The following is a 21,945-nucleotide window of genomic DNA, read 5'->3' as shown; positions in this document are numbered from 1 at the left end:
AATGTGAGGGGGCGTGTGCGGCGGTGGAATGTCGTTATTGCGCGGAGGCTCACAATTTGTCATAGAAATCAGCACGTGGCGTGCGGCAGTCGCTGTCGCACGCGGCCGAGTCTTTAATCGACAAGATCCTTCACGATACTCATCAGCTGGCGAATATCTTCCGGGCGGGTATTCCCGCTCTGCGGGTCGATGATTGAGCTGTAGATATGGGGCATCACCTGCGCAACGCCGGCCTGCAGGCAGGCCTGCAGAATGGCGGCGAAGTTATTCAGGTCGATACCGCCGGTGGGTTCAATCAGCGTCATGCCGTTTTGCGCGGCGCTTTGGGCAAGAGCCTTTAGTTCATCCAGCGAGCGTTCGCCGTCCATAGGAAAGAATTTTGCAGCGTGCGCGCCCATATCCTGAATCATCCTCACCGCCGCATCAGTGGATACGTGGGCCGGTGTTCCGTTTCCGCTGCTTACCCCAGTCGAGATAAGTACCTCTCCGGGCCTGCCGGTGGGGCTTATCAACGCATTGATCCGCGTGTTTTGCCCGCCGGTGGCGGCCAGCGCGCCTGCGGCAAAGCCGCATCCCGTAAAGGTCTGATTTACATGGGCGGGATGAAGCTTCGCCGAAATCATCGCCGCTTTATAGAACTGTGCCGGATCGCCTGCCCCCAGGCCGACGGAAATAGCGGGAATTTCTGTCATCCAACGGCGCACTTCTGCCACACCTTCATCCACGGTAGAAAATTGTGCGGATAAAACGCCGATCACCGCATGGCCTTCGGCGGCGTCGTAAATCTCACGGGCGTTGGCGATATCTTTTGCCAGAACGTTAATCGCTACCCGCTGGCGGTAAAAATTAATCTGCTGCATGCTCGGTAATCTCCTTAAGCCGCGCAATGATAAGCGTCATCTCACCCTCGGCAATGGTCCGTGGATCAAGGCTAAACACGCCCTGATGCAAAGCGTAGCGGCGGGCATAAATGGCAATTTCGCCACCGCGTAGCCTGGCTTCGACTTCGTTGGCGTTGAGGCCCAGGGCTTCTTTATCGACCCTGACCCGAATGCGCCAGATGGCCCGTCCTGCCTCATCCTGTTCGATATCCGCCTTCAGCCCGCGTAGGGCGGATATCGCCTCGGCGAAGGGACGCAGGGTGGTCGCATCGGGCGCTGGAGCGGCTGCCTGATAGCGATTGAGGGCGTACACCAGGCCGACCATGTTTTCTTTGCCAATCTTCATCGCCCTGGCGATGCCGTTATGCTGCGCTTTGCAGGCCGCGATCCAGTTTCTTTTTCCGCTAACAAAGCCGGAGGTTGGGGCATTGAAGGCTTTGGCGCCACTGTAAATCACCATATCTGCGCCGGTCGCAACCCACAGCCGAAGATCCTCTTCGGCGGCGGCATCGATAATCAGCGGCAGGTTATGCTGGCGGGCAACCTGCACAAAGTCGTCGATGCCCAGCATCCCTTTTTGCACGCAGTGGTGCGATTTGACAAATAGTAGCGCCGCCGTACGCTCGCTGACGGCACTCTCCAGTTGCCAGCGTGCGGCGAGATTGCTGGACCCGACCTCGACAATCCGTCCTCCGCCGAGGCGAATCGCGCTGGTTATCGGCGCGCCGTAATCGACGTTGTGACCGCGCAGGATAATGATTTCGTTTGCCAGACCGCTGCTGTCCGGCATCTGCGCGACCTTATCCGGCTCGCCGCGGGTGATCGCCGCCGCTACCGCGATAGCAATTCCCGCCGAGGCGCACGACGTCAGGTAGCTATCCTCGGCGCCGGTGTGGGTGGAGATAAGTTCCCCGGCTCGGTCGGTGAGCTTATCGATTTCAACGAATGCTCTGGCGGCTTCGGTGGCGGCCTGCATCACCTCCGGGTCAACGGACGATACGCCGAGGATCGTCATTTTGCCGCAGGCGTTAATCACCCGCTTTAGTCCGAGCTGTTGATAAATATTACCGTTCATGGCCTACAGCACTCCCGTCAGTGAACAAACGATGCTGATTGCGACAATAGACAGTAAAATCGTGGTGTAGCGCGGACCCTTTTTCAGCAGATAGAAGTAGACGGCAAAGACCGCCGCCAGCGGCAGCAGACCCGGAGCAATAGAGTCGAGGATCTGCTGCACCACCACATCAGAGCCTTTCAGCGCGCTGATTTTCAGCGGCGTGGTGATTTTGACATAGCTTGCCGAAAGCGCGCCCATCATGATCAGACCCAACACGTTGGCACCGTAGATGAGCTCCTTAATGCGCCCCCCTTGCAGCAGGCCAATTATCGAATCACGCCCGAGGGTGTAGCCTTTATGCACCAGCCCGTAGCTTATCGCCATGGTGATTGCCGGATAGAGGATCAGCGGCGCAATACCGCCGAAGGCGCTGCCGTTGGCGGCAAAGGGGATAAAGATCGCAATTAGCAGCGGCATAACTGCGGCCCAGATTATTGAGTCGCCCATTCCGGCCAGCGGCCCCATCAGGCCGGTTTTGATGCCGGTAATGGAGGCGTCGCTAATCGGTTCTCCACGGGTTTTCTGCTCTTCCATGGCGATAGATATACCCTGGATAACCGAGCCGAAAGTTTGCTCGGAGTTAAAGAAGTTCAGGTGGCGTTTCAGGGCCTCGGCCTGTTCTTCTTTCTCCGGATACAGCTTTTTGATAATCGGCGTCATCGAGGCGCAGAACACCAGGCTTTGCAGACGCTCGTAGGAGCTGGAGACTTCCGCCCCCAGCCAGTAAATCAGCCAGGCCCTGGTGATATCGGCCTTGCTCAGCGCCCGGCTTTCGCGGGCCCGTTCAACCAGCTCATGTTGCATGACATCGCTACTCATTATGCCGCCCCTTCATTTTTGGCGAGGCCTTTAATCAGGAAGGCCACGCAGGTACCGAAAATCGCCATCGCCATGATGTCCACCTTCAGGTAGAGCACCGCAAAGAATCCGCCGATAAACCAGGGCAGCAGGCTCTTCTTACCAATCACCATGATGGTGATGGCGAAGCCCAGCGCGGGCAGGATGCCGCCCATAATTTCAAACGAGTGGGTCAGCCAATGCGGCATTAGCTTGAGGAACTTCTCGACCACGTTTTGTCCGAAGTAGTTGGCGGCAAAGACCACCGGGAAGCGCAGCAGCAACCCAAGCAGGGCTGGGTAGATAAAGGCGCAGCGCATGATCCCCGCCATATTGGCGCTTTCGGCATGTTTATCAGCCATATGGACCCATGCTGCGTTCAGCGTCCGACGTAGCTGATCGAGGAATACCCCGATCACGCCAAACGGAATCGCCAGCGCGATCGCCAGGTTCGGCTCCATCCCCGCCTTTACGGCAATAGGTATGGCGATACAGGCGGCCAGCGCCGGATCCGACGGGACGTTACCGCCCGGCGTGGAGGTGACGCCCAGATACACCAGCTGCATACCCGCGCCGATGATCATCGCGGTCTTCATATCGCCCAGCAGTAAGCCGACGAAAACGGCAACCACGACGGGCTGCAGCAGCATGGCGGAGAAGGTATAGCCTAAACGTAATCGAGCGAACCAGTAATAGAGTCCCATCAGGCTCGCAAAAAGCAATGTGTCCATAGTTTTTACCTGCTTATCAACTGGTTAGAATTTTTTCAGGATGTCGTCCAGTGACTGGGGTTTATCTTCCGGGATCGTCTGGAAGAACACCTGAATTCCGCTGTTTTTCAGCTCACCCAGGATCCCGACGTCTTTTTCATCGAGGGTGATGTTCTGAAATACGGCTTTCCGGTTTGGCCCGCCGCCAAGTCCGCCAACCTGAATCGTGGTGACGTCGAAACCCTGCTGCACGGCCTGCTGGATTGCGCTGAGGGACGGAAACAGCACCAGCACGTTTCCTTCGCCAAGCTGGTTCTCCCGCCAGGCTGCGGTAAAGCTGGCATTGCTGAAACAGTCGACTTTGATATTTGGCGGCGCCGCCATCAGGTAGATATTTTTCATAAACGGATCGGCGTCGAGCTCGTCGCTGACCACGGCGATACGGTTAGCCTGCGACTGGCCGACCCACTTGGTGACAACCTGGCCGTGAATCAGACGGCTATCGATACGACATAAAACGATTTTTGCCATGAAGGGCTCCTTAATGATTTAACTGGTTCACGTGGGCGACGACGTCGCGACAGCTGCTGCGTCCAGCTTCCACCAGCTCGTTGACGCAGCCGGTCAGCGGCCCCTGTTCGCGTTTATCCAGCGCTTCCAGCAGCAGCGAAGCGTTGAGGCCGCAAATCACGGCGATCGGATAATCGGCGCTCAGGCGGGCGGCGACGTTAGAGGTGGTGCCGCCAATAAAGTCGGTGAGGATCAGCGAGCCTTCCGGCATCGACTTCACCATCGCTTCAACGCGCTGGTAATACTCGCCGAGGGTATCGACGGGCATCAGGGCGATTTCCGTCACGCCTTCGATTTCGCCCGTGACCATGCGCAGGCTGTTGCAAAGCGGCGTACCCCAGCCGCCGTGCGTCAGCAGCAGAATTTGCGGTAATGGGTGTGCAGGTACAGTAGATGACAAGGTGGCCTCCTGGCGCCGTTTTATAGACGCTATTGATAGAGCAAAGGCCGTGCCAGCATTAGTGTCATCTGCGGGAGAGGAGGGGGGCTGGCGGGCCGATGGGCCGCGCCAGTAAAGGGATTAGCTATACAATAATTCGTAGATATAAATATATTCCGCATCTGATAAGCGGATGGCGTAGGCCTCCTCCACCGGGTGAAAGGCGGATTTAATGACACTAAACGCGTGAGTATCCATATCGGGCTTCATTTCCAGCGCCATCTGTAACGGTTTGCGGTTAATCACGATACGCTCGACCATGCAGCAGCAGTGGATCAGAAAGCGCAGTGTCACCTGGCGGCTGGGGGCGATCGCCAGGGTCGCGCGCAACTGGCTGAGGACGCCTTCCATCTCTTTGAGGATGCGCTGCGGGTTGAGCACCGAAATATGGTTGATAATGCTTTCCATCGTCAGCGCGCTGATAAACCGGGATGCGCTGCGCTCCATCTCCAGCCGCCGCTCGGCGCTGGAGAGATCGGGGGTCAGCAGGCTTAACACCAGCTCCGGGCCCTGCTCGGAAAACAGCTCCTCCAGCGAGATAAACGGAATATCCGGCAGCCCGGGCTGGAAGGTCCCGACAATCCCCGCCAGCCGCTCGTGGGCGTTAATGGCCTGCTGGACGCGCTCCGGGCTGCGCACTTCGTTATAGTCGAGGATCACCATGCGGGTGTCCTGCGACATCAGCTCGCCAAAGCTCTCCTCCAGCACCGTTTTGATTTTCTCCGCCGTGCCCATGCCGGTAATGCAGGAGATGACCAGCACTTTGCCGACGTTTTCCTGCTGCGGGGTGCACAGCTGGCTGGGGATGCCTTTTTCCTGCATAAGCGCCGCCAGGCGCAGCAGCTCGCTGGTCTCGTAGCTCAGATCGAGGCCAATCTCCAGCAGGCTGGTCAGGGTGATATCCGGCATCAGCAGTACGTCTATCTGGAATAGCTTGCTGATGGTACTGCCGAAATGCACCAGCGAGCCGATATCAACGATCAGGATCAGCCGCTGCCAGCGCTGCGCCTGCATCAGCCGGATTAATGCATCCAGGGTGTCGTGTACCGACTGTTCGAACGGCATATCGATGGCGTTGAACAGCTCGCGTTCCAGCACCCGATTGACGTACTGCGCCATGCTGGTGGCGGTGGTGGCGCCGTGGGCGATCAGTATCACGCCGCAGTCGGGGCTGACGCCGATCCGCTGGCGGTAATGGCGGCACTCTTTGAGGAACAGACACAGCCAGACCACCTCCGTCGCCGGGCACTGAATATTCAGCAGATCGTTGATTTTCCTGCATAGCTGGGTGGCGTTCTCATATTCATCTTTACAGCGATCGAGAATTAAACTGGAGGAGTAGAGCTGCGGGATCAGCCCCCGCTGGACGTAGCCGATCAGCGCCAGCAGGTGCTTGCGCAGCGGATTGACCAGATTTTCCGGCAGGGAAAAGCCCAGGATCTGCTCGACATAGCTAATCAGCAGGGCGACGCGCTCTTCAATCTGGTCGCCATAGCGCGGTGATCGCGTACCGCTGTCGCGGCTGTAGAGGCCATATTCGAAAATGGAGCTGAGCTTGTTTTTGAGAATGGCCAGCGTCTCTGCGGGCGGAACGTTACTGTTGCGTAGATTGACTTATTCGCGGGTCAGGAAGCTATAAAACAGATCGCTCTCTTCGATGCCGCCATCGCCGCCCGCCGGGCTTTTAAGCTGGGGCAGCGTGCGGGCGTCAATACTGAGCAGGGTTTTACCATTGAACAGCGCGTCGACCAGTATCCGCTGCTCCTGGGTAGGGTTAGTGGAACCGTCCGCCAGCTTGCCATCCAGCAGCAGGACATCGTGCTGCGCCGCCATCCCTGACGCCCAGGCCTGGGCGCATAAAAACTGGATATCGCTTTTTAGCTGGCCGATATTGCCTTCCAGCGGCTTATTCAGCAGCCACAGCAGCAGCGTTTTATCGATGCTTACCGAGCGCTCAATCTTGCGGCTCTCCCGCTGCAGGAAGCCGATAATCAGTTCGATCTGCTCCTCCAGCGAGCGCTGGCGGATGCCGGGGAGATCGATGGCGACCTGAATGCGCCGCTGAAAAGTCCGCAGCAGCGACGAGCTCACCGGCTCGGTGGTGGCGCAGATAAGGCGTACGGTGATGCTTCGCGCCGGGCCGCTGGCGCCCAGCGGGCGATACTCGCCTTTATCCAGCAGCGAGAAGAGTTTTTCCTGGCCTTCATAGGGCAGGCGATGGACTTCGTCGAGTAGCAGATAGCCGCCGTCGGCCTGTTCAATCAGCCCCGTCTTGCTCTCCGTTGCGCCGGTAAACGCCCCCTGTCGATGACCAAAGAGATGAGAAGAGAGCAGTTCCGGGTTGTTGGCGTACTCGGCGCAGTTAAAGTACACGAGTGGTGAAGGACTATCGCCGCTGTGCTCGCAGGCATAGCGGTGCATCAGTTCGGCGAAAAAAGTTTTTCCGACGCCCGAAGGGCCGGTCAGCAAAACGTGTAGCCCATGCGGATAGAGTACCGCCGCTTTACCTTTTTCCACCGCATCCCGCAGGCTGCGATCGTGGCCGATCAACAGCGCGAACGGATCGCTAATCGACGGTAGATTCCTGTCAGGCAGCAAATCGCTAATGGCGCCGATCTCACGCTCCGACTCTGCTAGCGGCCGTTCGAGCAGGGTTTGCGTCGCCTGCAGATGCAGAAAGAATACCGGGCGTCCGCGGGTTTTGATAACCAGCCCGTCGCTCCACAGCTGGTTTAAATCCTTGCTGACGGAGTTGCGCGCCAGGCCGAGGTTAAAACCGATTTGCTCTGCGGTGAAAGCGCTGGTGCCAAGGGCCAGATCGTCCCGGCTGATGGTCTTCGTCAGCCGCTCCAGTTCACGCAGTACTACCTCAATACGTCTCATCTCGTTACCGGATTGCTTAAAGGTGATGCTTGAGAACATACACCATCCTGGCCGATGAGAAAGAGACGGGAAACCAAGTTGCGGGCGTCTGACTACAACAAATAGCCGTTTCGGGATAAAAAAGCGTGTCAGGGACTAAATCAGCATTTTTGAATGGCGACGCCGGGTGGCCGGGCATCGCCTTGTTGCGCTTAATCCACCCGCTGATGGATGGCCAGCCCGCTTTCCCCGACCGCCAGCTCCGGGCGCAGCGTCAGGGATGGGATCAGATAGTCGCCGTGATTTTGCCGACGGAACGGGATGGGGGACGTTTCCGCCAGCGTATCCAGCCGCTGCGCCAGTTCGCGGCACTGCTGCGCAAAGCGCTGCTCGTCTGTTTTCTCCGTGCGGTAGAACACCAGCGGCGGCAGCACCTCGAAGCCGGGATAAAACAGCATTCCGTGCTGGATGGGGAACAGGATGTCGTCAATAGGGCCGTTGATGCCGCGCGGAGCGTAATGCTCCGCCCAGCCGCCGGTAGTGACAACCAGCATCGCTCGTTTGCCCGCCAGGGTGCCTTCGCCGTAGCGGTCGCCCCAGTGGCGGTCGCTGTGCTCGCCGACGCCGTAGGCGAAACCATAGGCGTAAACCCGGTCGATCCAGCCTTTCATAATGGCGGGCATGGAGAACCACCACAGCGGAAACTGGAAAATCACCGTATCCGCCCACAGCAGCTTCTCTTGTTCCGCAGCGATATCCGCGCTTTGAGTACCTTGTTCAAAGGCCTGTTTTGAATCAAGCGTCGAACGCCAGAACTCGCCGACCGGCGGGGCACTGCTGTCGTCGGCATCAAAACCGGCTTTCCAGCGCATGGCGTAGAGATCGGAAACCTGCACTTCATGGCCGGCGTTTTGCAGATGCCGGACGGCAAAATCTTTTAGCGCACCGTTCAACGAGCGCGGTTCCGGATGGGCGTAAATCAGCAGTACTTTCATGGCAATCACCTCTGAGCTATTGAGAGCTGCAGAGTAAGTAAGCTGACGCTATAGTAGAAATTAATTACTTAAATCTCAGGTATAGCCGTGATTAATTTACAGCGTCTGGATCTCAATCTGCTGCGCACTCTCGATGTGCTGTTGAGCGAGCACAACGTCACGCGGGCGGCGCAGCGGCTTAACTTGTCGCAGCCATCGGTCAGCATCCAGCTTGCCAGACTGCGGGAGATCTTTGCCGATCCGTTACTGCTACCGGGGCCTCGCGGTATGCTGCCGACCGCCCGCGCCGATGAACTGCGCGGACCGCTGCGCGATGCGCTCGCCGCGCTCGAACTGGCGGTGGCACCTGCCAGCCATTTCGATCCGGCGACGGCGGCGCAGACCTGGCGAATAGCGGCGACGGACTATATGGCCTCGGCGATTTTGCTCCCGGCGCTGCACACGCTGCGTCGGGCCTCCCCGGGCAGCCGCCTGGCGGTCTTTGAGCTGCAGCCTTCGCGACTGGTGTCGCAGGCAGAGCGTGATGAAGTGGATCTGTTTTTCCATACCCGGGACGGCGCGCCGGCGGAGTTGCATCAGCGTGTTTTGTTCAGTGAACGCTATGTGCTGGCGGGCAGAGCCGGGCATCCGGCGCTGCGGGTGCCGTTGAGCCTGGCGCAGTTTTGCCAGTTGGATCAGGTTATTGTCTCCCCGGACGGCGGCGGTTTTCATGCCGCGACGGATACCGCGCTGGCCAACCTTGGGCTTTCGCGGCGGGTTGTCCTTTCGGTGCCACATTTCCTGTTTATGCTGGAGACGCTGCGCAACAGCGATCTGATGGCGGTGGTACCGGAACGGCTGGTGCGTGGGGTCAGAGGCCTGATGGTCGTCGAGCCGCCGCTGGCGGTGGCCGGGTTTGATATGTTGATGCTGTGGCATGAGCGCTGGCATCGTGACCCGGCCCATCAATGGCTGCGTCAGCAAGTCGTGATGTCATTAGAGGAAAAGTCATGTTAAGCGGATTGAATCACCTGACCCTGGCGGTCAGCAGCCTGGCGCCGAGCGTGGCGTTTTATCAGCAGCTGCTGGGGATGAGGCTGCACGCGCGCTGGGATAGCGGCGCCTATCTCGCCTGCGGCGACCTGTGGCTGTGCCTGTCACTCGACCCGCAGCGGCGCGTCACTCCGCCGGAAGAGAGCGACTATACCCACTACGCCTTTAGCATTGCCGAAGCCGACTTCGCCGGGTTCAGCGCGCGGCTGGAAACGGCCGGGGTGGCGGTGTGGAAGGTGAACCGCAGCGAAGGGGCATCGTATTACTTCCTCGACCCCGACGGCCACAAGCTGGAGCTGCACGTCGGTAGCCTCGCCCGGCGCATGGCCGCCTGCCGCGAGCAGCCGTATAAAGGGATGGTGTTTTATGACGAGGACCCGCAGGCGGCCGGAAACCCGTAGCCCCGGTAAGCAAAGCGCCACCGGGGGAAATAGCCTGAATCGCCCTGCGGTTTCTCCCCGGAGGCGGCGCCTGATGCGCCTTGTCCGGGCTACTGGCTCCATCGGCTGCGAACCCGTAGCCCCGGTAAGCGTAGCGCCACCGGGGGAAATCGTTACAAACTCTACTCTGAAAATGTGAGGTTTTTTCCAACGCGGTTAGTATAATCTTCAGACAATTGTCTATACTTTTTTGTATATACAATCAGGATGAATGCTATGCCAATGGAGTTTGAATGAGATGCAAACAAGGCAGCAAGCAATCTGAGAAAACATGGGATTCGGTTTGAAGAGGCGGTACTAGTCTTTGACGATCCACAGCATCTTTCCCGACCAGATCGCTATCAAAATGGTGAATATCGATGGCAAACCCTCGGCCTTGTACACGGAATTATCGTTATTCTTGTTGCGCATTCGGTCCGTTTTGAAAGTGGAACGGAGGTCATTCGTATTATCAGCGCCCGGAAGGCAGATAAGAAAGAGAGGAGTCGTTATGAACATGGTTAAACATAAACGCGATAACCCGACCGCGCTTACCGCCCAGTGTGAAGACGAACTCAAAGCGCTGGAGAAAAAATCAGATGATGGCATTGATTACAGCGACATCCCCTCTTCGGACGATGAGCCGTGGTCAGATGCGGTTCGCGGTAAATTTTATCGGCCGCTAAAAACGCAGGCCTCTGTGCGCATCGATGCTGATGTAATGGCGTGGCTTAAACGCCCGGGAAAAGGCTATCAAACGCGGCTGAATGCGATTTTAAGAGAAGCGATGATGCGCGAGCAGAATAAGAAATCGTAGCTGTTCCCGGCGTTCGGCGCGCGATAGAGGTTGTCCCGCTGGTGCTTTGCTTGCCGCGTCTTGTTGGGGTGATGAGTCCGCAGGCGGCCGGGAACCCGTAGCCCCGGTAAGCAAAGCGCCACCGGGGGATTGAGCTTATGCCAGCTTAGGTTTTTGCCCGGCGATCGCGTCGATTAACACCTGCACCTGTTTCTGCTTGCGCGCCGACAGCTTGCTGATCTGGCGCAGAGAGGCGGTGAGTTCCGGCTGCCTGGCGGTAATCACGATGCAGCCGTTCATCACCTTAAGATCCACTTCGGTGCCGGTGGCAAAACCCGCCGCCTCCAGCCACTGACCCTTCATGATCAACGCCGGAATACGCTGGTAATCAGGATTACGCGTCGCATAGCTCACGGTTAAATGACGGTTATTCGTTGGAGAGACTTCTGGATCGCACGGATCTGAAATAGAATGCTCGATAGTCATAATTGCTATTCCTGGTAAATAGTGATTGTGATGAGCAGGATGCCCGTGTTGCTGCACGGGCGTCTTGCGCTAAATAACACCTGTAAATCTAACCAGTAAATAAAAATAAAGCCAGCTGAAAATAGACAATAATAAAGATGCTACTGGAAATATTTATTTGGTCATTAAATTGATGGGAAATATAAACCAGACCGGATAAGCGAAACGCCATCCGGCAATAAAATTAACGCATCGTATTAATATGATGCTGTTTAAAATTCTCCGCCTGCGCCAGCACGCCCATATACACATCATCGTTCGCCACCGGCGGAAACTTATGCTTATGCAGCAGCAGAATGAGTTCCACCTTCAGTTTCGCTTTAATATCATCGCGCTTGCTCCAGTCCGGGTACTTCGACGTGTTATCAACCACCGCCTTCATATCTTTCGCCAGCGCCAGCATCTTGTCTTCTTCAAAGGTGAACTGATACTTATCGCGCATATGTGCCAGAATGTCATAGAAGGCTTTCTCTTCAATATCAATCCCCATCTCGGCGTAAGTACCCATTTCGGTTTTAATATCGTAGATAATATCGGTCATCTCCTGGCTGAAGGAATCGAACTCTTCACCATTGAGAATATCATCTTCCCGGCGTTCGTTATATTTATCCATAATCGACTGGAAACGGCGGGTGAAGTTTATCCCCTGAAGCTGGTTGATCTTTTTAAAGTCGCTGATGGCTTTTTCCAGCAGCTTTTGCAGCAGCTGAATTTTGGTTGCCGGGAGTTTGATCTTATTAATGCGCGCCAGGTAATCTTCATCAAAGATATCGATCGACTCCGCTTTCTTGTCGCCAAGGAAAAACAACTCTTCCACGCCATCGGCCTTTAACGCATCGGCAATCATCTCTCGCACGCGGGCGTTCATCTGCGTCACATCAGGCGCGTCGCCTTTAGTGAGCTTGAAGACGATCGAACGTACCGCGAGGTAAAAATGGATACGATCGCGCTCCGCCTGAGATAACGCTTCGCTGCCGCAGCAGACGTCATAAGCCGCTTTCAGGCGTTTCACAAGCCCCATAAACCGGCGCTCTGTCTTCTGGGTACGCATAACAAACTCTGCCGCCTGATTCAGGCACGCCAGCTGCACCTGCGGTTCTCCGGTGAAGTAAGCCCGGCTGTCAAAATCGTGTAAAACCTGCGCCAGCAGATCGAGGTGATTTTTCACCTCAACCACCGACTGCTGAATATCTTCAAAGTTCGTGGCATCAATACGCGAATACATCGCCAGCGCCTGATTCATCTGACGCTTAATGCCAATGTAGTCGACGACTAACCCTTTGCTTTTGCCTTCCAGCTTGCGGTTGACGCGGGAGATGGTCTGGATCAGATTGTGTTTTTGTAGCGGCTTATCGATATAGATGGTATCCAGCTCCGGGACGTCAAAACCGGTCAGCCACATGTCCACCACGATGGCGATTTTGAAATTCGACTTCGCGTTTTTGAACTGTTTATCCAGCTCTTTGCGGTACTCTTTACTGCCCAGCAAATCGTACAGTTTAGCGTCATCATCTTTACCGCGCGTCATCACCATCTTGACCATTTCGGACGGTGGCAGCTCTTTCTGCTCCTGCTCGGTAAGCTCAACCCCATCCGGGGCCTGTCTAGCCTCAAACCACGCCGGACGAAAGTCTTTCAACTGACGATAGAAATCCCAGGCAATTTCCCGGCTGGCGCAGACAAACATCGCTTTGCCTTTCACCGTAGAGCCTTCTGCGACACGTTTTTCATAGTGCCTGGCAAAGTCTTCCGCCAGCGCCTCCAGGCGATCGTCATCGCCGAGAATGGCGTTCATGGTGGCGCTGGCCTTTTTGCTTTCGTCAATTTGCCACTCATTGGAGCCCGCGTTAGCACAATCTTCGTAGTACTTTTCTACCTCTTCCAGTTTACGGGCATCGAGGATGACCTTCGCGGCGCGGCCTTCGTAGACGATGCGTACCGTGATCTCATCCTGAACGGATTCGGTCATGGTATAGCTGTCCACGATGTCGCCAAAGACTCCCATCGTGGCGTCGATAGGGGTGCCGGTAAAACCGACATAGGTGGCTTGCGGCAGCGAATCGTGTAGGTATTTGGCGAACCCCCATGCTTTACGCACCTTGCCGCTCTCTTTATCGACGATCACCTTCTGATCGAGGTTGATCTGGCTGCGGTGCGCTTCGTCAGAAATGCAGATGATATTGCTGCGCTCGGAAAGGAGTTCGGCGTCTTCGGTAAATTTATGGATAGTGGTCAGGAAGACGCCGCCGCTGTTGCGACCGGCCAGTTTTTCCCGTAGATCGTCGCGGCTGGTGACGGGCACCACCGTTTCGTCGCCGATATAGTTTTTGGCATTACACATCTGCGCCGAGAGCTGATCGTCCAGATCGGTGCGGTCGGTGATCAGCACGATCGTCGGGCTGGCGAACTCGACGCTTTTCATCAGCAGGCGAGTTAAGAACTGCATGGTGTAGCTTTTGCCGCAGCCGGTCGCGCCGAAGTAGGTGCCGCCTTTACCGTCGCCGAAAGGTTTACGTGCCCGCTCGATGCTGTAGTACAGCTTGCGGGCCGCATAGTACTGCGGGTAGCGGCAGCAGATTTTCACTTCATGTTTGGCTTTATCCGGGAAACAGATAAAGTTTTTTATTACGTCTAGCAGGCGTACAGGGTGAAACAGTCCCTGAATCATTGAGTGCAGGGATGGGATACCGTCCTGCTCGCGATTTTCATTGCCGGTGACTTTACGCCATGAGTAGAAGTACTCGTACGGCGCAAACAGGTTACCCATACGATTATTGACGCCGTCGCTGATAATGCACAGCGCGTTATAGACAAACAGCTGCGGAATATCGCGGCGGTAGCGGATGCAGAGTTGTTTATACGCATCGCCAATACTGGCTTCCTGCTCGCGCACTGCGCTTTTAAATTCAAACACCACTAACGGCAGGCCGTTAATATACAGAATGGCATCCGGAATACGCGGCTGGTTTTCTTTGCCGGTAATGGTCAGCTGATTGACGATTTTAACCCGGTTCAGCGGTTGGATAAGATAGCCTGCCGGCGTTTCTGCGGCCTGTTGCTGCGGGACCTCTTCGGTATCAAACAGTTCACGCAGCACGGCGGGCAGGTGCCGGGTATCGAGCAGTTCGATATAGAGATCTTTCTGCTGGCGATCGTCGCGTTTAAACAGGAAACCGTTGGCCAGCCAGGAACAGAAGGTTTTATTACTTTCGTAGAGATCGGAGGCGGGCAGGGTAGTGAACTGCTTGATCAGACGCTGGATCTCTTCTTCGGTGATACCGTCGGCCTGATAGCGGGCGGCGAGGTAATGACGAAGATCGTCTTCGATAATCACCAGATCGAGGCTGGAACGCGGCACATTATCGCCGATCAGGTGCTGATATCCCTGATCCTGCAGTAACTCAATTATCGCCTGTTCTAACTTCGCTTCACTGAATGAGAGATGCATATCTCGCTCCGGCCCTGGCTGATTTTCTGGTAAGGGTTCCTGTAACAGAAGAAAACCTTATCAGAAACCCCCTGATTTTACAGGGGGGAAATGCATTATGCGGGTTCGGTTTGGGCTACTAAATTTGGCAGATCCTCCAGAGAGAGCTCGCCGGAGATAAGTTTAGGGAGCAGGGTGTCGCGGAGATTAGTTAAAGCAATATTTTGATAATTATTATTCAGTATTTTTGAAAAATAATTTTTAACAAGCAAAGAATAACTATTTGTTAATTCTTCATTGCAAAAAGGAATTTTAATATTTTTGAATGTATCTCTTGTTATTGTGTTGAAAACTGAGCCGTGTCCCATTTGTTGAAGAGCCTGGACTGCATTTTTTAATTGGAAATAAATATACTCATCAGAAATATTATTTTTACCAATAACACCATAGCATGACTGATTCATTGCCATCGGTACAGCAACCATAGCACATTTCCCTACAGTTCCTCTGGCGCTGATTATTGTTGTTCCTTTTCTTAATAACTTTGCGGAGGAATTGTTGAGCCCTTCAGTGGTAATGTTTTTCTCTGTAGTTAATACATATACGTCGGATTCATTAGGTGCATCGACGACAGAGAACCATGGAATATCTCCATTCCAGTACTCTTCTACAGAGGTTTTAGGTGTGCCTCCACCAATGAGTTCTATCAAATCGTTGAAAGATGTTGTTATCCAACCTTTAGGCACCCAGCCCAACTCTGTTTCTTCAAACTCCGATGGGAACAGAGCACAAATATCCGCTGGAAGTGGTTTGAAATCTACACTATTGCGAACTTTTTGACGGAGTTCGGCGCGAGATTGCAGCGTTTCCGGGATTGGGTTTCCTGCATCCAGCGCGTTATCAATTACAGGATCGAAATCCACAAACCAGGATTTGAACAGGGTTTGGGACATTTGTTCCAGGGTTTGGTTGATTCCTAAATTAAGATTAATTTTATTCTCTAAATCAAAATAAATTTTTTCAAGGTTCATTCTCTCTTCAATAGGAGGAATCGGTAATGGGATTTCCTTTACATCTTTTAAATTAAGAGTTTTTTGAACAGTTGTATTAGCTCTTGAATCTAAGAAGTATTTTGTATAAGGAGATTGAAGACAAATATGTATCCACTCTGCGCTTATTTCATCGGATGGTTTAATAACTGCGATAGCACGAGCAACATTCCACCCGTGTAAGTCTTTAGTCGTAATAGCACTTAAGCCGGTCGAACCAACTAGTGTTAAAAGAACTTCCCCACCTTCTAATCGCGTCTTAGAAAATTTACTTTCAATATCGTGAGAAACTTTTAATACATCGACAACGGAAATTTCTCCATTTTGTATGTTATTTACACGAATAATTCCAATGCCATCGTCCTGATGTTGGCCAGGCTGAACAATACCATAAGAAATATTTCCACCTTTTGTGCAATCAACAAGGCTTCTACAATGCCATCCAGGTGGTAGTTTGAAGTCTTCATTCCCCATAACCCAGCGCCTCCAGGTTCTGACGAATGGCTTTATCCAGTGCTTCCGCCTGCTTCATCTGCGCAAATAGTGTCTGCGACAACTCGCGCATTTTAGTTTCAAACGCCACACCGTCGTCTTCCTGCTCGGCGGCACCCACGTAGCGGCCCGGCGTCAGCACATAGTCGTTAGCCTTCATCTCTGCAATAGTCGCGACCTTGCAGAATCCGGCCTGATCTTCGTACTGCGCCAGTTGGCTGTCGCCGCGCTTAATACGCTCGGCCAGCTCTTCCGGCGTGCTGCGCCAGGCGTGGTAGGTATCGGCGATGGTGGCGATATCGTCCGCCGTCAGCTCTTTGGTGGTGCGGTTCATCATGGTGCCGAGATTACGCGCATCGATAAACAGCGTCTCGCCCTGACGGTTACGATAACCTTTGGCCGGATCGACCGCCTTCGATTTGGTCATAAACCACAGGCACACCGGGATCTGGGTGGTGAAGAACAGCTGTCCGGGCAGGGCGATCATGCAGTCAATCAGATCGTTTTCGATCATCTGCGCACGGATCTCGCCTTCGCCGCTGGTGTTGGAGCTCATCGAGCCGTTTGCCAGCACAAAACCGGCGGTACCGTTGGCCGACAGCTTGGAGAGCATATGCAAAATCCAGCCGTAGTTGGCGTTACCGGTCGGCGGCGTACGATAGCCTGCAAAGCGCGGATCTTTGGTTAGCTCGGCGTCGTTACGCCAGTCTTTCAGGTTAAACGGCGGGTTGGCCAGAATATAGTCGGCTTTCAGGTCCGGGTGCTGGTCGCTGAAGAAGGTGTCCGCCGGGCGTTCACCGAGGTTGGCGGACAGGCCGCGAATGGCGAGGTTCATCTTCGCCAGCTTGTAGGTGGTGGCCGTCAGCTCCTGGCCGTACAGGGCGATATCACGACTTTTCCCCTGATGGCTTTCAACGAACTTCACCGACTGCACAAACATCCCTGCTGAGCCACAGCAGGGGTCATAAATTTTGCCCTGGAAGGGTTCGAGCATTTCGGTCAGCAGTGTGACCACGCATTTTGGCGTGTAGAATTCACCGCCGCCTTTGCCTTCGGTAGCAGCAAACTTGCCGAGGAAGTATTCGTACACGCGACCGACCAGATCTTCTTTCGACAGTGCCTTAACGTCGGTTTCGTGAGCCAACGTTTCAATGTTGTCGATGGTATCGATAAGCGATGCCAGCTTCTTGGTTTCCAGATTCTGGCGGCTGAAGTAGTTGTCCGGCAGCGCGCCTTTCAGCGACGCGTTGCGCTTCTCAATGGTGGAGAGCGCGGTATCAATGCGTACGGCAATATCATCCTGCTTGGCGTGCTGTTTGATGAATGACCAGCGCGCCTCTTCCGGCAGATAGAAGATGTTGTCCTGCTGATAGAAGACTTCCATTTCGAGGAAATCGCCCTGGCCCTCGTCCTTCATCTTCTGACGGCGGGCTTCAAACTTATCGCTGATAAACTTCAGGAACACGAGGCTCAGTACCACGTGTTTGTACTCGGAGGATTCAACGCTGCCGCGAAGCTGGTTCGCGGTATCCCATAATGTGTCTTCAAAGCCTTTCTTTGCTTTGGCTTTTTTAGTTGGTGCTTTGGCCATGATGGACTCGTTCTGGAAAAATTTGGTGGCTATTGTAACGATAAAATCGACAAAGGTCCGCTGTCTGTCAGACTAAACTTTGCCGGCATGAGTAACCTGGAGGTTCGCAGGCTGGTGCCTACCTCGAACGGTACCACCCACAGGCGTAGCGTCTTTCCCCCTGAATGATTGAATTCAAAAGGGTGCTCAAGCGGAACGCTGAATCCGGCATGGTGGGGATAAATTAAGAGCATGTCCCCTGCGCCTTGCAGATGATTCATACCATAGGCCAGCATTTGGTATAAATCGCTCTGGGCAAGGTTGAACTTACTGTTGGCTGCTTCAACCAGCTTCCATTTCATGTCGCAAATGATAGATGATTTCTCTGAGTTATCGTGCGGTATAAGCCAGATATCCGGGCGGAGCTGAAACATGGAAGATGTGTCGTACCGGGCAAGATAATGTGACCTCGACTGCGGCTTCACTTGCCAGTGAGCGTGGTAATGCTGACGGAACCATGTCGTCACAAAGGCTTCAAATACGGCTTCCATAGGGAACAAGAGAGAGATGGCTTCCGTATGGCCTTGCATACAATGCGGCGAATTACCTTGCAAGATTAGCTTTGCCCAGTTCAGCGCCTTTTCGTAATGCTGCATATGGCGATCCAGATGAATCTGCCTGAAGGCGATATCAATATTATCGACCTTCGGTATGGGGTCAAAAAGCGCCTGCAGGCGGTTCAGGGCCTGTAGAAGTTGCGGGTTAGTCGCGTAGCTATAAACCTTATCAATAGCCGTTTTCAACAGCCGGTTTTCTGGTCGCTCGACGCGATATTCATCATATTCCACATAGAAGCGATCGCGGCGGACGCTATTTTTTTTGAGCTGCTCGCTTATCAGTAACTTACCTTTTAGCCAGGGAAGGTTGTCCTGCTGACGGAGGTAATCGTGTTTTAATCCTTTGCGAACGATAGCTTCCATGCTCGTGATGAACTGTTGGATGAAAATATCCATTAATGTCATCCGTGACGTCATGATGCTGGCTGCTGTGGTTTCAATATGGCGAAAATCCTTCAGCGTTGTCAGCATCATTAATAATCGCTGGCGAGCCTCAAGTGGCTTATCTTGCTTCTTACCCGTTTTTGGCAGGACCTCAATAAGCCGCTGTTGAGGCAGAGCAATAATGCCAACGTAATTTTTCACCTGAATCACTTTGACGCCACCAATGGCACGCAGAGATAACAAGCGTTGGTCCTCACCCTCATTGTCTTTCAGGCAGCGTTGTTCTAGCCAGCGAAATGCTGCGGTAGGGAGTGGTTCTGCATCAGCGAATTTTCCCCGGTCCTCTTCGCTGACAAGATAACCGTACTCAAAAATGGAGTGCGTGCTGCCAGCCATCAGTCTTGCACCGCCGCTGTAGAGCCCGGATTGTAAATTTGCTGGTATGCCAGCGCATTATCCCAGACCGGATCGTTGTCCTTACATAATTGGTAGCTGATGCCTGCTTCCTGAAGGTCATCAATCGCAGTTTTGCCGAAAAGCGTTGCCAGATCGTTCTGGTTTTCTACTGAGCGAACAAAATGCAGTGATTTTTCTGCTTTTTGATTGTCACCGAGCACCAGGCGAATTTTCTGCCAGTCGTTATAAAAATACTCTTCCAGTAGCGGGAGTATTTTATTCTTCATCACGCGTTTTAATTTTTTAAACGCTTCAACGGGATTGTCTTTCTCTTGTACGACCGGCATAAAAAAAGCATGTCCGAGGGTATGCTCGCTGTCATAAAGTGCCTGAATTCTCGCATTCAGCGTGGTAAGCAATTCCGTAAGATTAATTCCCTGGATAACCGTGTCGTTCAGTACCGATACATCCGGCATGAGGGGTTGAAATTCGAAGCGCCGACGCAAGGCGGTATCTAACGCGGTCAGCGAACGATCCGCGGTATTCATGGTACCTATGATGTATAGATTATTAGGTACAGAAAAGGGTTGCGATGAGTAAGGAAGGCTAACGCTTAGCGCTTCACTTTCGCCTGCGCGTTTAGAGGTTTCAATCAAAGTAATGAGCTCGCCAAATATCCTGGAGATATTGCCACGGTTAATTTCATCAATGATCAGGACATAATTCTGCTTTTTCTTTGTCTGTGGCGCTTCTGGCGTTGCAGGGAGATGCCATTCTTTAATCAGATATTGAAGGATGCCGCGAACGTAGGAAATATTATAAATATTCTCTTTCTCCCCCTGATAAAGACGACGAATATTTTCAATCGATGCGGGATAGCCTTTATCAAGTTGATCGTTTTTGGATTGGGAGGGGAATACCCGGAATGTGCTGTTATTGGCGTAGGAAACCCGGAAGACGCTGCCATTAGTTGTCTTTAAAACAATGGTGTCTTTTTCTGCACACTGGGCTTTGAACTTCTCCAGAGCATCATCAAGGGCCAATTGTGCCCCTGCGTTACCGAAAGAAGCATCTTCGCAAATTTGCTTGAATACGCCGGGTTTTATGTCATAGCGAACATTGCCATCATCACTGGTTTCCGCCCGAAGTCCCTCAATGAACTCTTCATAGCCAAAACTTTGGTGGAAGGTGATAAAGCGTATGCGCTTTTCGTCAATGAGCGTGTCATACATCTTTTTAAGTTCAGTGCGACGCTCTGTTTTTTCTTTTCCTTCCAGGCGAGTATAGGCTTGTGGCTCACAGGCACGTACTGCAATTTCAATGGTTTTGTAGGTTTTTCCTGTTCCTGGCGGTCCATACAGTATGAGGTTTTTAGCGGGAAGAATATCATTCGGTTCATTGCCACGCTCATCATCGCTTAAGATGGATGACTCAATGCTATCTGCACTGTTGCCCTCTTCTTCAATTTCAAACTCATACAAATGCCAAAGCGACATATTGAGTTCAATATCGTCCGGGTCGTTATTGAGGTAGCGATGGAAGGTTTCTTTAAGTGCGATATTAAGCTTAAACCACTTTGACGGTGTCCATTCACCGTCCTTTGGCAGATTTAGCTGGAAGTGGTTATTGCAATAATTATAAACGCTGAAGAAGACCCCTTCGTTGATAATGCTGGTTATTTGCGAGGGGTAGAAGGCTGCAAAGGTGCGGCTACATAGTGCACGGTAGAATTTCTTCAGCTTACCTTGCTCTTTTAGAGACTGTAAGCGTTGATGAGCCAGCTCAAACACCTCAAGTGTGCAACCAGAGGCAATGAGCCTGGTGAGCTCGCGGAGGTCATCTTTAGCTTGTATAAACTCTTCATGGGACATGCCACCTTGTCGCAGGCTGGCAACCCGATTATCACGTGTATACCAAAGGTCCAGGATGGTTTGATCGCTGAAATCTGGCTTCTCGCGCTGAACCCGGCCAACAATCTCACGATATCCTGACCCCCACTCAGCATTGTTTTCGTTATTTTTCTGCGCGAAATTCCTGAAGAAAGGGGCGAGTGATTGTGGATCTTGTACCATTTGACGGACTCCTGATGCCAATACTATTGATCATGGTTATATTTTATATCAAAAATCGCAATATATTTCCTTAAACATTTATCAGATATATGAAATGGCGCCTATTTTATTTTTTCATTGATAGAGGCGGATTTTCAGGCAAAATGGTGGGGTGGATTTTATTGAGCAGTTATCATGATAAGGTGAACAATATGCGAGATTTTAATTCTGGTGACATTAATGGTGATGTCACTATTAATGATCATTCAACTGAGCAAAAATTTAAGTTATTCATTCATTGTGATAATGATGAGTTACTTTCAGAAGAGCAGCATCGGTTAAAAGTTTTGGAGAAGGAGAGGAAAAGAAAATCAACCCTCGCCTTAAAAATTTTGGCCGGGTGCGGTATTTTAATGCTCTTTGCCGGAGGGTGGTATTATATTCATGGCCAATGGGATCTAGTCTCTGGTTTGACCGGATTCGCAGGCGGTCTTTTCAGCCTTGCGACTATTTGTCGCTCAGATGTGCCAACGACTTTTGAGAAAAGACAGCTAGATGCTTTACAGGAAATTAATCTCATTCTGAGAGAAAGAGATGTCAGATAGCTAGTATGACCATGGCCCTATGAGATTGGGGCCAAAAATTGAGTTTCAAATGTAGGTTGAGACGAAGACCATGAATCAATATATTGGGTGAGAACATGACATCATTGTTATCGCTATAGTTTATTTGCGAAAGTAGATGTGAGAAGCTGATGAAGGGTGAAACATGTGCAG

General features: G+C 52.9%; 18 protein-coding genes and 1 pseudogene. 5 read left to right on the top strand and 14 right to left on the bottom strand.

What is annotated here, in order from left to right:
* Positions 1-113: 113 nt before the first annotated feature.
* The 8 genes and pseudogenes from dagF to CWM52_RS14135 form a co-directional block, all read right to left on the bottom strand.
* Positions 114-860, bottom strand: coding sequence for a 2-dehydro-3-deoxy-phosphogluconate aldolase (dagF, locus tag CWM52_RS14170; RefSeq protein WP_100684692.1), 747 nt, complete (start codon positions 858-860; stop codon positions 114-116).
* Entirely contained in the window at positions 847-1,956 is a 1,110-nt protein-coding gene (dgaE, locus tag CWM52_RS14165; protein WP_100684691.1) for a D-glucosaminate-6-phosphate ammonia lyase, read from the bottom strand. Before dgaE ends, dagF begins: the two co-directional genes overlap by 14 nt.
* A gap of 3 nt (positions 1,957-1,959) precedes the next feature.
* Positions 1,960-2,820, bottom strand: coding sequence for a PTS system mannose/fructose/sorbose family transporter subunit IID (locus tag CWM52_RS14160; protein ID WP_160702579.1), 861 nt, complete (start codon positions 2,818-2,820; stop codon positions 1,960-1,962).
* A complete protein-coding gene (locus tag CWM52_RS14155) occupies positions 2,817-3,566 on the bottom strand; it encodes a PTS mannose/fructose/sorbose/N-acetylgalactosamine transporter subunit IIC (RefSeq protein ID WP_100684689.1) in 750 nt (249 codons plus the stop codon). Before CWM52_RS14155 ends, CWM52_RS14160 begins: the two co-directional genes overlap by 4 nt.
* Positions 3,567-3,590: 24 nt before the next feature.
* Positions 3,591-4,076, bottom strand: a complete 486-nt coding sequence (locus CWM52_RS14150; protein ID WP_100684688.1) for a PTS system mannose/fructose/N-acetylgalactosamine-transporter subunit IIB — start codon at positions 4,074-4,076, stop codon at positions 3,591-3,593.
* 10 nt (positions 4,077-4,086) lie between these two features.
* Positions 4,087-4,515, bottom strand: a complete 429-nt coding sequence (locus CWM52_RS14145) for a PTS sugar transporter subunit IIA (protein ID WP_100684687.1) — start codon at positions 4,513-4,515, stop codon at positions 4,087-4,089.
* Positions 4,516-4,635: 120 nt separating this feature from the next.
* A pseudogene (gene dagR, locus CWM52_RS14140) lies at positions 4,636-7,437 on the bottom strand (transcriptional regulator DagR).
* Positions 7,438-7,628: 191 nt separating this feature from the next.
* Complete coding sequence (locus CWM52_RS14135) at positions 7,629-8,411, bottom strand: NAD(P)H-dependent oxidoreductase (RefSeq protein WP_100684686.1); 783 nt, start codon at positions 8,409-8,411, stop codon at positions 7,629-7,631.
* Positions 8,412-8,498: 87 nt separating this feature from the next.
* Here CWM52_RS14135 and CWM52_RS14130 point away from each other — a divergent pair, with 87 nt between their 5' ends.
* The 4 genes from CWM52_RS14130 (at position 8,499) to CWM52_RS14115 (ending at position 10,679) form a co-directional block, all read left to right on the top strand.
* The gene (locus CWM52_RS14130; RefSeq protein ID WP_100684685.1) at positions 8,499-9,407 is read left to right on the top strand and encodes a LysR family transcriptional regulator; all 909 of its coding nucleotides are present in this window, start codon (positions 8,499-8,501) and stop codon (positions 9,405-9,407) included.
* Positions 9,401-9,844 (top strand): FosA family fosfomycin resistance glutathione transferase, encoded by a 444-nt coding sequence (locus CWM52_RS14125; protein WP_100684684.1) that lies wholly within the window; start codon positions 9,401-9,403, stop codon positions 9,842-9,844. Before CWM52_RS14130 ends, CWM52_RS14125 begins: the two co-directional genes overlap by 7 nt.
* 300 nt (positions 9,845-10,144) lie before the next feature.
* On the top strand, positions 10,145-10,387 hold the full coding sequence (locus CWM52_RS14120; protein ID WP_227521299.1) for a BrnT family toxin: 243 nt from the start codon (positions 10,145-10,147) through the stop codon (positions 10,385-10,387).
* Positions 10,374-10,679, top strand: coding sequence for a BrnA antitoxin family protein (locus tag CWM52_RS14115; RefSeq protein ID WP_100684683.1), 306 nt, complete (start codon positions 10,374-10,376; stop codon positions 10,677-10,679). The genes CWM52_RS14120 and CWM52_RS14115 overlap by 14 nt, the downstream gene beginning before the upstream one ends.
* A gap of 135 nt (positions 10,680-10,814) precedes the next feature.
* Here CWM52_RS14115 and symE read toward each other — a convergent pair whose 3' ends face one another.
* From symE to CWM52_RS14085, 6 genes are all read right to left on the bottom strand, one after another.
* Entirely contained in the window at positions 10,815-11,144 is a 330-nt protein-coding gene (gene symE, locus CWM52_RS14110) for an endoribonuclease SymE (protein WP_100684682.1), read from the bottom strand.
* A 223-nt stretch (positions 11,145-11,367) separates the two neighbouring features.
* Positions 11,368-14,631 (bottom strand): type I restriction endonuclease subunit R, encoded by a 3,264-nt coding sequence (locus CWM52_RS14105; protein WP_100684681.1) that lies wholly within the window; start codon positions 14,629-14,631, stop codon positions 11,368-11,370.
* A 95-nt stretch (positions 14,632-14,726) separates the two neighbouring features.
* Complete coding sequence (locus CWM52_RS14100) at positions 14,727-16,133, bottom strand: restriction endonuclease subunit S (protein ID WP_100684680.1); 1,407 nt, start codon at positions 16,131-16,133, stop codon at positions 14,727-14,729.
* Positions 16,123-17,742: a type I restriction-modification system subunit M gene (locus CWM52_RS14095; protein ID WP_100684679.1), complete on the bottom strand. Its 1,620-nt coding sequence runs from the start codon at positions 17,740-17,742 to the stop codon at positions 16,123-16,125. The genes CWM52_RS14100 and CWM52_RS14095 overlap by 11 nt, the downstream gene beginning before the upstream one ends.
* A 29-nt stretch (positions 17,743-17,771) precedes the next feature.
* Positions 17,772-19,121 (bottom strand): McrC family protein, encoded by a 1,350-nt coding sequence (locus tag CWM52_RS14090; protein ID WP_416308808.1) that lies wholly within the window; start codon positions 19,119-19,121, stop codon positions 17,772-17,774.
* Positions 19,118-21,190, bottom strand: a complete 2,073-nt coding sequence (locus CWM52_RS14085) for an McrB family protein (protein ID WP_100684677.1) — start codon at positions 21,188-21,190, stop codon at positions 19,118-19,120. Before CWM52_RS14085 ends, CWM52_RS14090 begins: the two co-directional genes overlap by 4 nt.
* A gap of 191 nt (positions 21,191-21,381) precedes the next feature.
* Between CWM52_RS14085 and CWM52_RS14080 the strand changes: the two genes are divergently transcribed.
* Positions 21,382-21,774: a hypothetical protein gene (locus CWM52_RS14080; RefSeq protein WP_100684710.1), complete on the top strand. Its 393-nt coding sequence runs from the start codon at positions 21,382-21,384 to the stop codon at positions 21,772-21,774.
* Positions 21,775-21,945 lie beyond the last annotated feature (171 nt).

The organism is Raoultella sp. T31, from assembly GCF_002806725.1.
GTDB classification, from domain to species: domain Bacteria; phylum Pseudomonadota; class Gammaproteobacteria; order Enterobacterales; family Enterobacteriaceae; genus Klebsiella; species Klebsiella electrica.
The sequence above is the reverse complement of the archived record's forward strand: the minus strand, read 5'-3'. Positions and strand labels throughout refer to the sequence as shown.

Coding starts and splice junctions, on each gene's coding strand:
- CWM52_RS14080 (WP_100684710.1), top strand. CDS start 21,382: ATGCGAGATTTTAATTCTGGTGACATTAATGGTGATGTCACTATTAAT.
- dgaE (WP_100684691.1), bottom strand. CDS start 1,956: ATGAACGGTAATATTTATCAACAGCTCGGACTAAAGCGGGTGATTAAC.
- CWM52_RS14100 (WP_100684680.1), bottom strand. CDS start 16,133: ATGGGGAATGAAGACTTCAAACTACCACCTGGATGGCATTGTAGAAGC.
- CWM52_RS14105 (WP_100684681.1), bottom strand. CDS start 14,631: ATGCATCTCTCATTCAGTGAAGCGAAGTTAGAACAGGCGATAATTGAG.
- CWM52_RS14115 (WP_100684683.1), top strand. CDS start 10,374: ATGAACATGGTTAAACATAAACGCGATAACCCGACCGCGCTTACCGCC.
- CWM52_RS14155 (WP_100684689.1), bottom strand. CDS start 3,566: ATGGACACATTGCTTTTTGCGAGCCTGATGGGACTCTATTACTGGTTC.
- dagF (WP_100684692.1), bottom strand. CDS start 860: ATGCAGCAGATTAATTTTTACCGCCAGCGGGTAGCGATTAACGTTCTG.
- symE (WP_100684682.1), bottom strand. CDS start 11,144: ATGACTATCGAGCATTCTATTTCAGATCCGTGCGATCCAGAAGTCTCT.
- CWM52_RS14125 (WP_100684684.1), top strand. CDS start 9,401: ATGTTAAGCGGATTGAATCACCTGACCCTGGCGGTCAGCAGCCTGGCG.
- CWM52_RS14135 (WP_100684686.1), bottom strand. CDS start 8,411: ATGAAAGTACTGCTGATTTACGCCCATCCGGAACCGCGCTCGTTGAAC.
- CWM52_RS14095 (WP_100684679.1), bottom strand. CDS start 17,742: ATGGCCAAAGCACCAACTAAAAAAGCCAAAGCAAAGAAAGGCTTTGAA.
- CWM52_RS14085 (WP_100684677.1), bottom strand. CDS start 21,190: ATGGTACAAGATCCACAATCACTCGCCCCTTTCTTCAGGAATTTCGCG.
- CWM52_RS14150 (WP_100684688.1), bottom strand. CDS start 4,076: ATGGCAAAAATCGTTTTATGTCGTATCGATAGCCGTCTGATTCACGGC.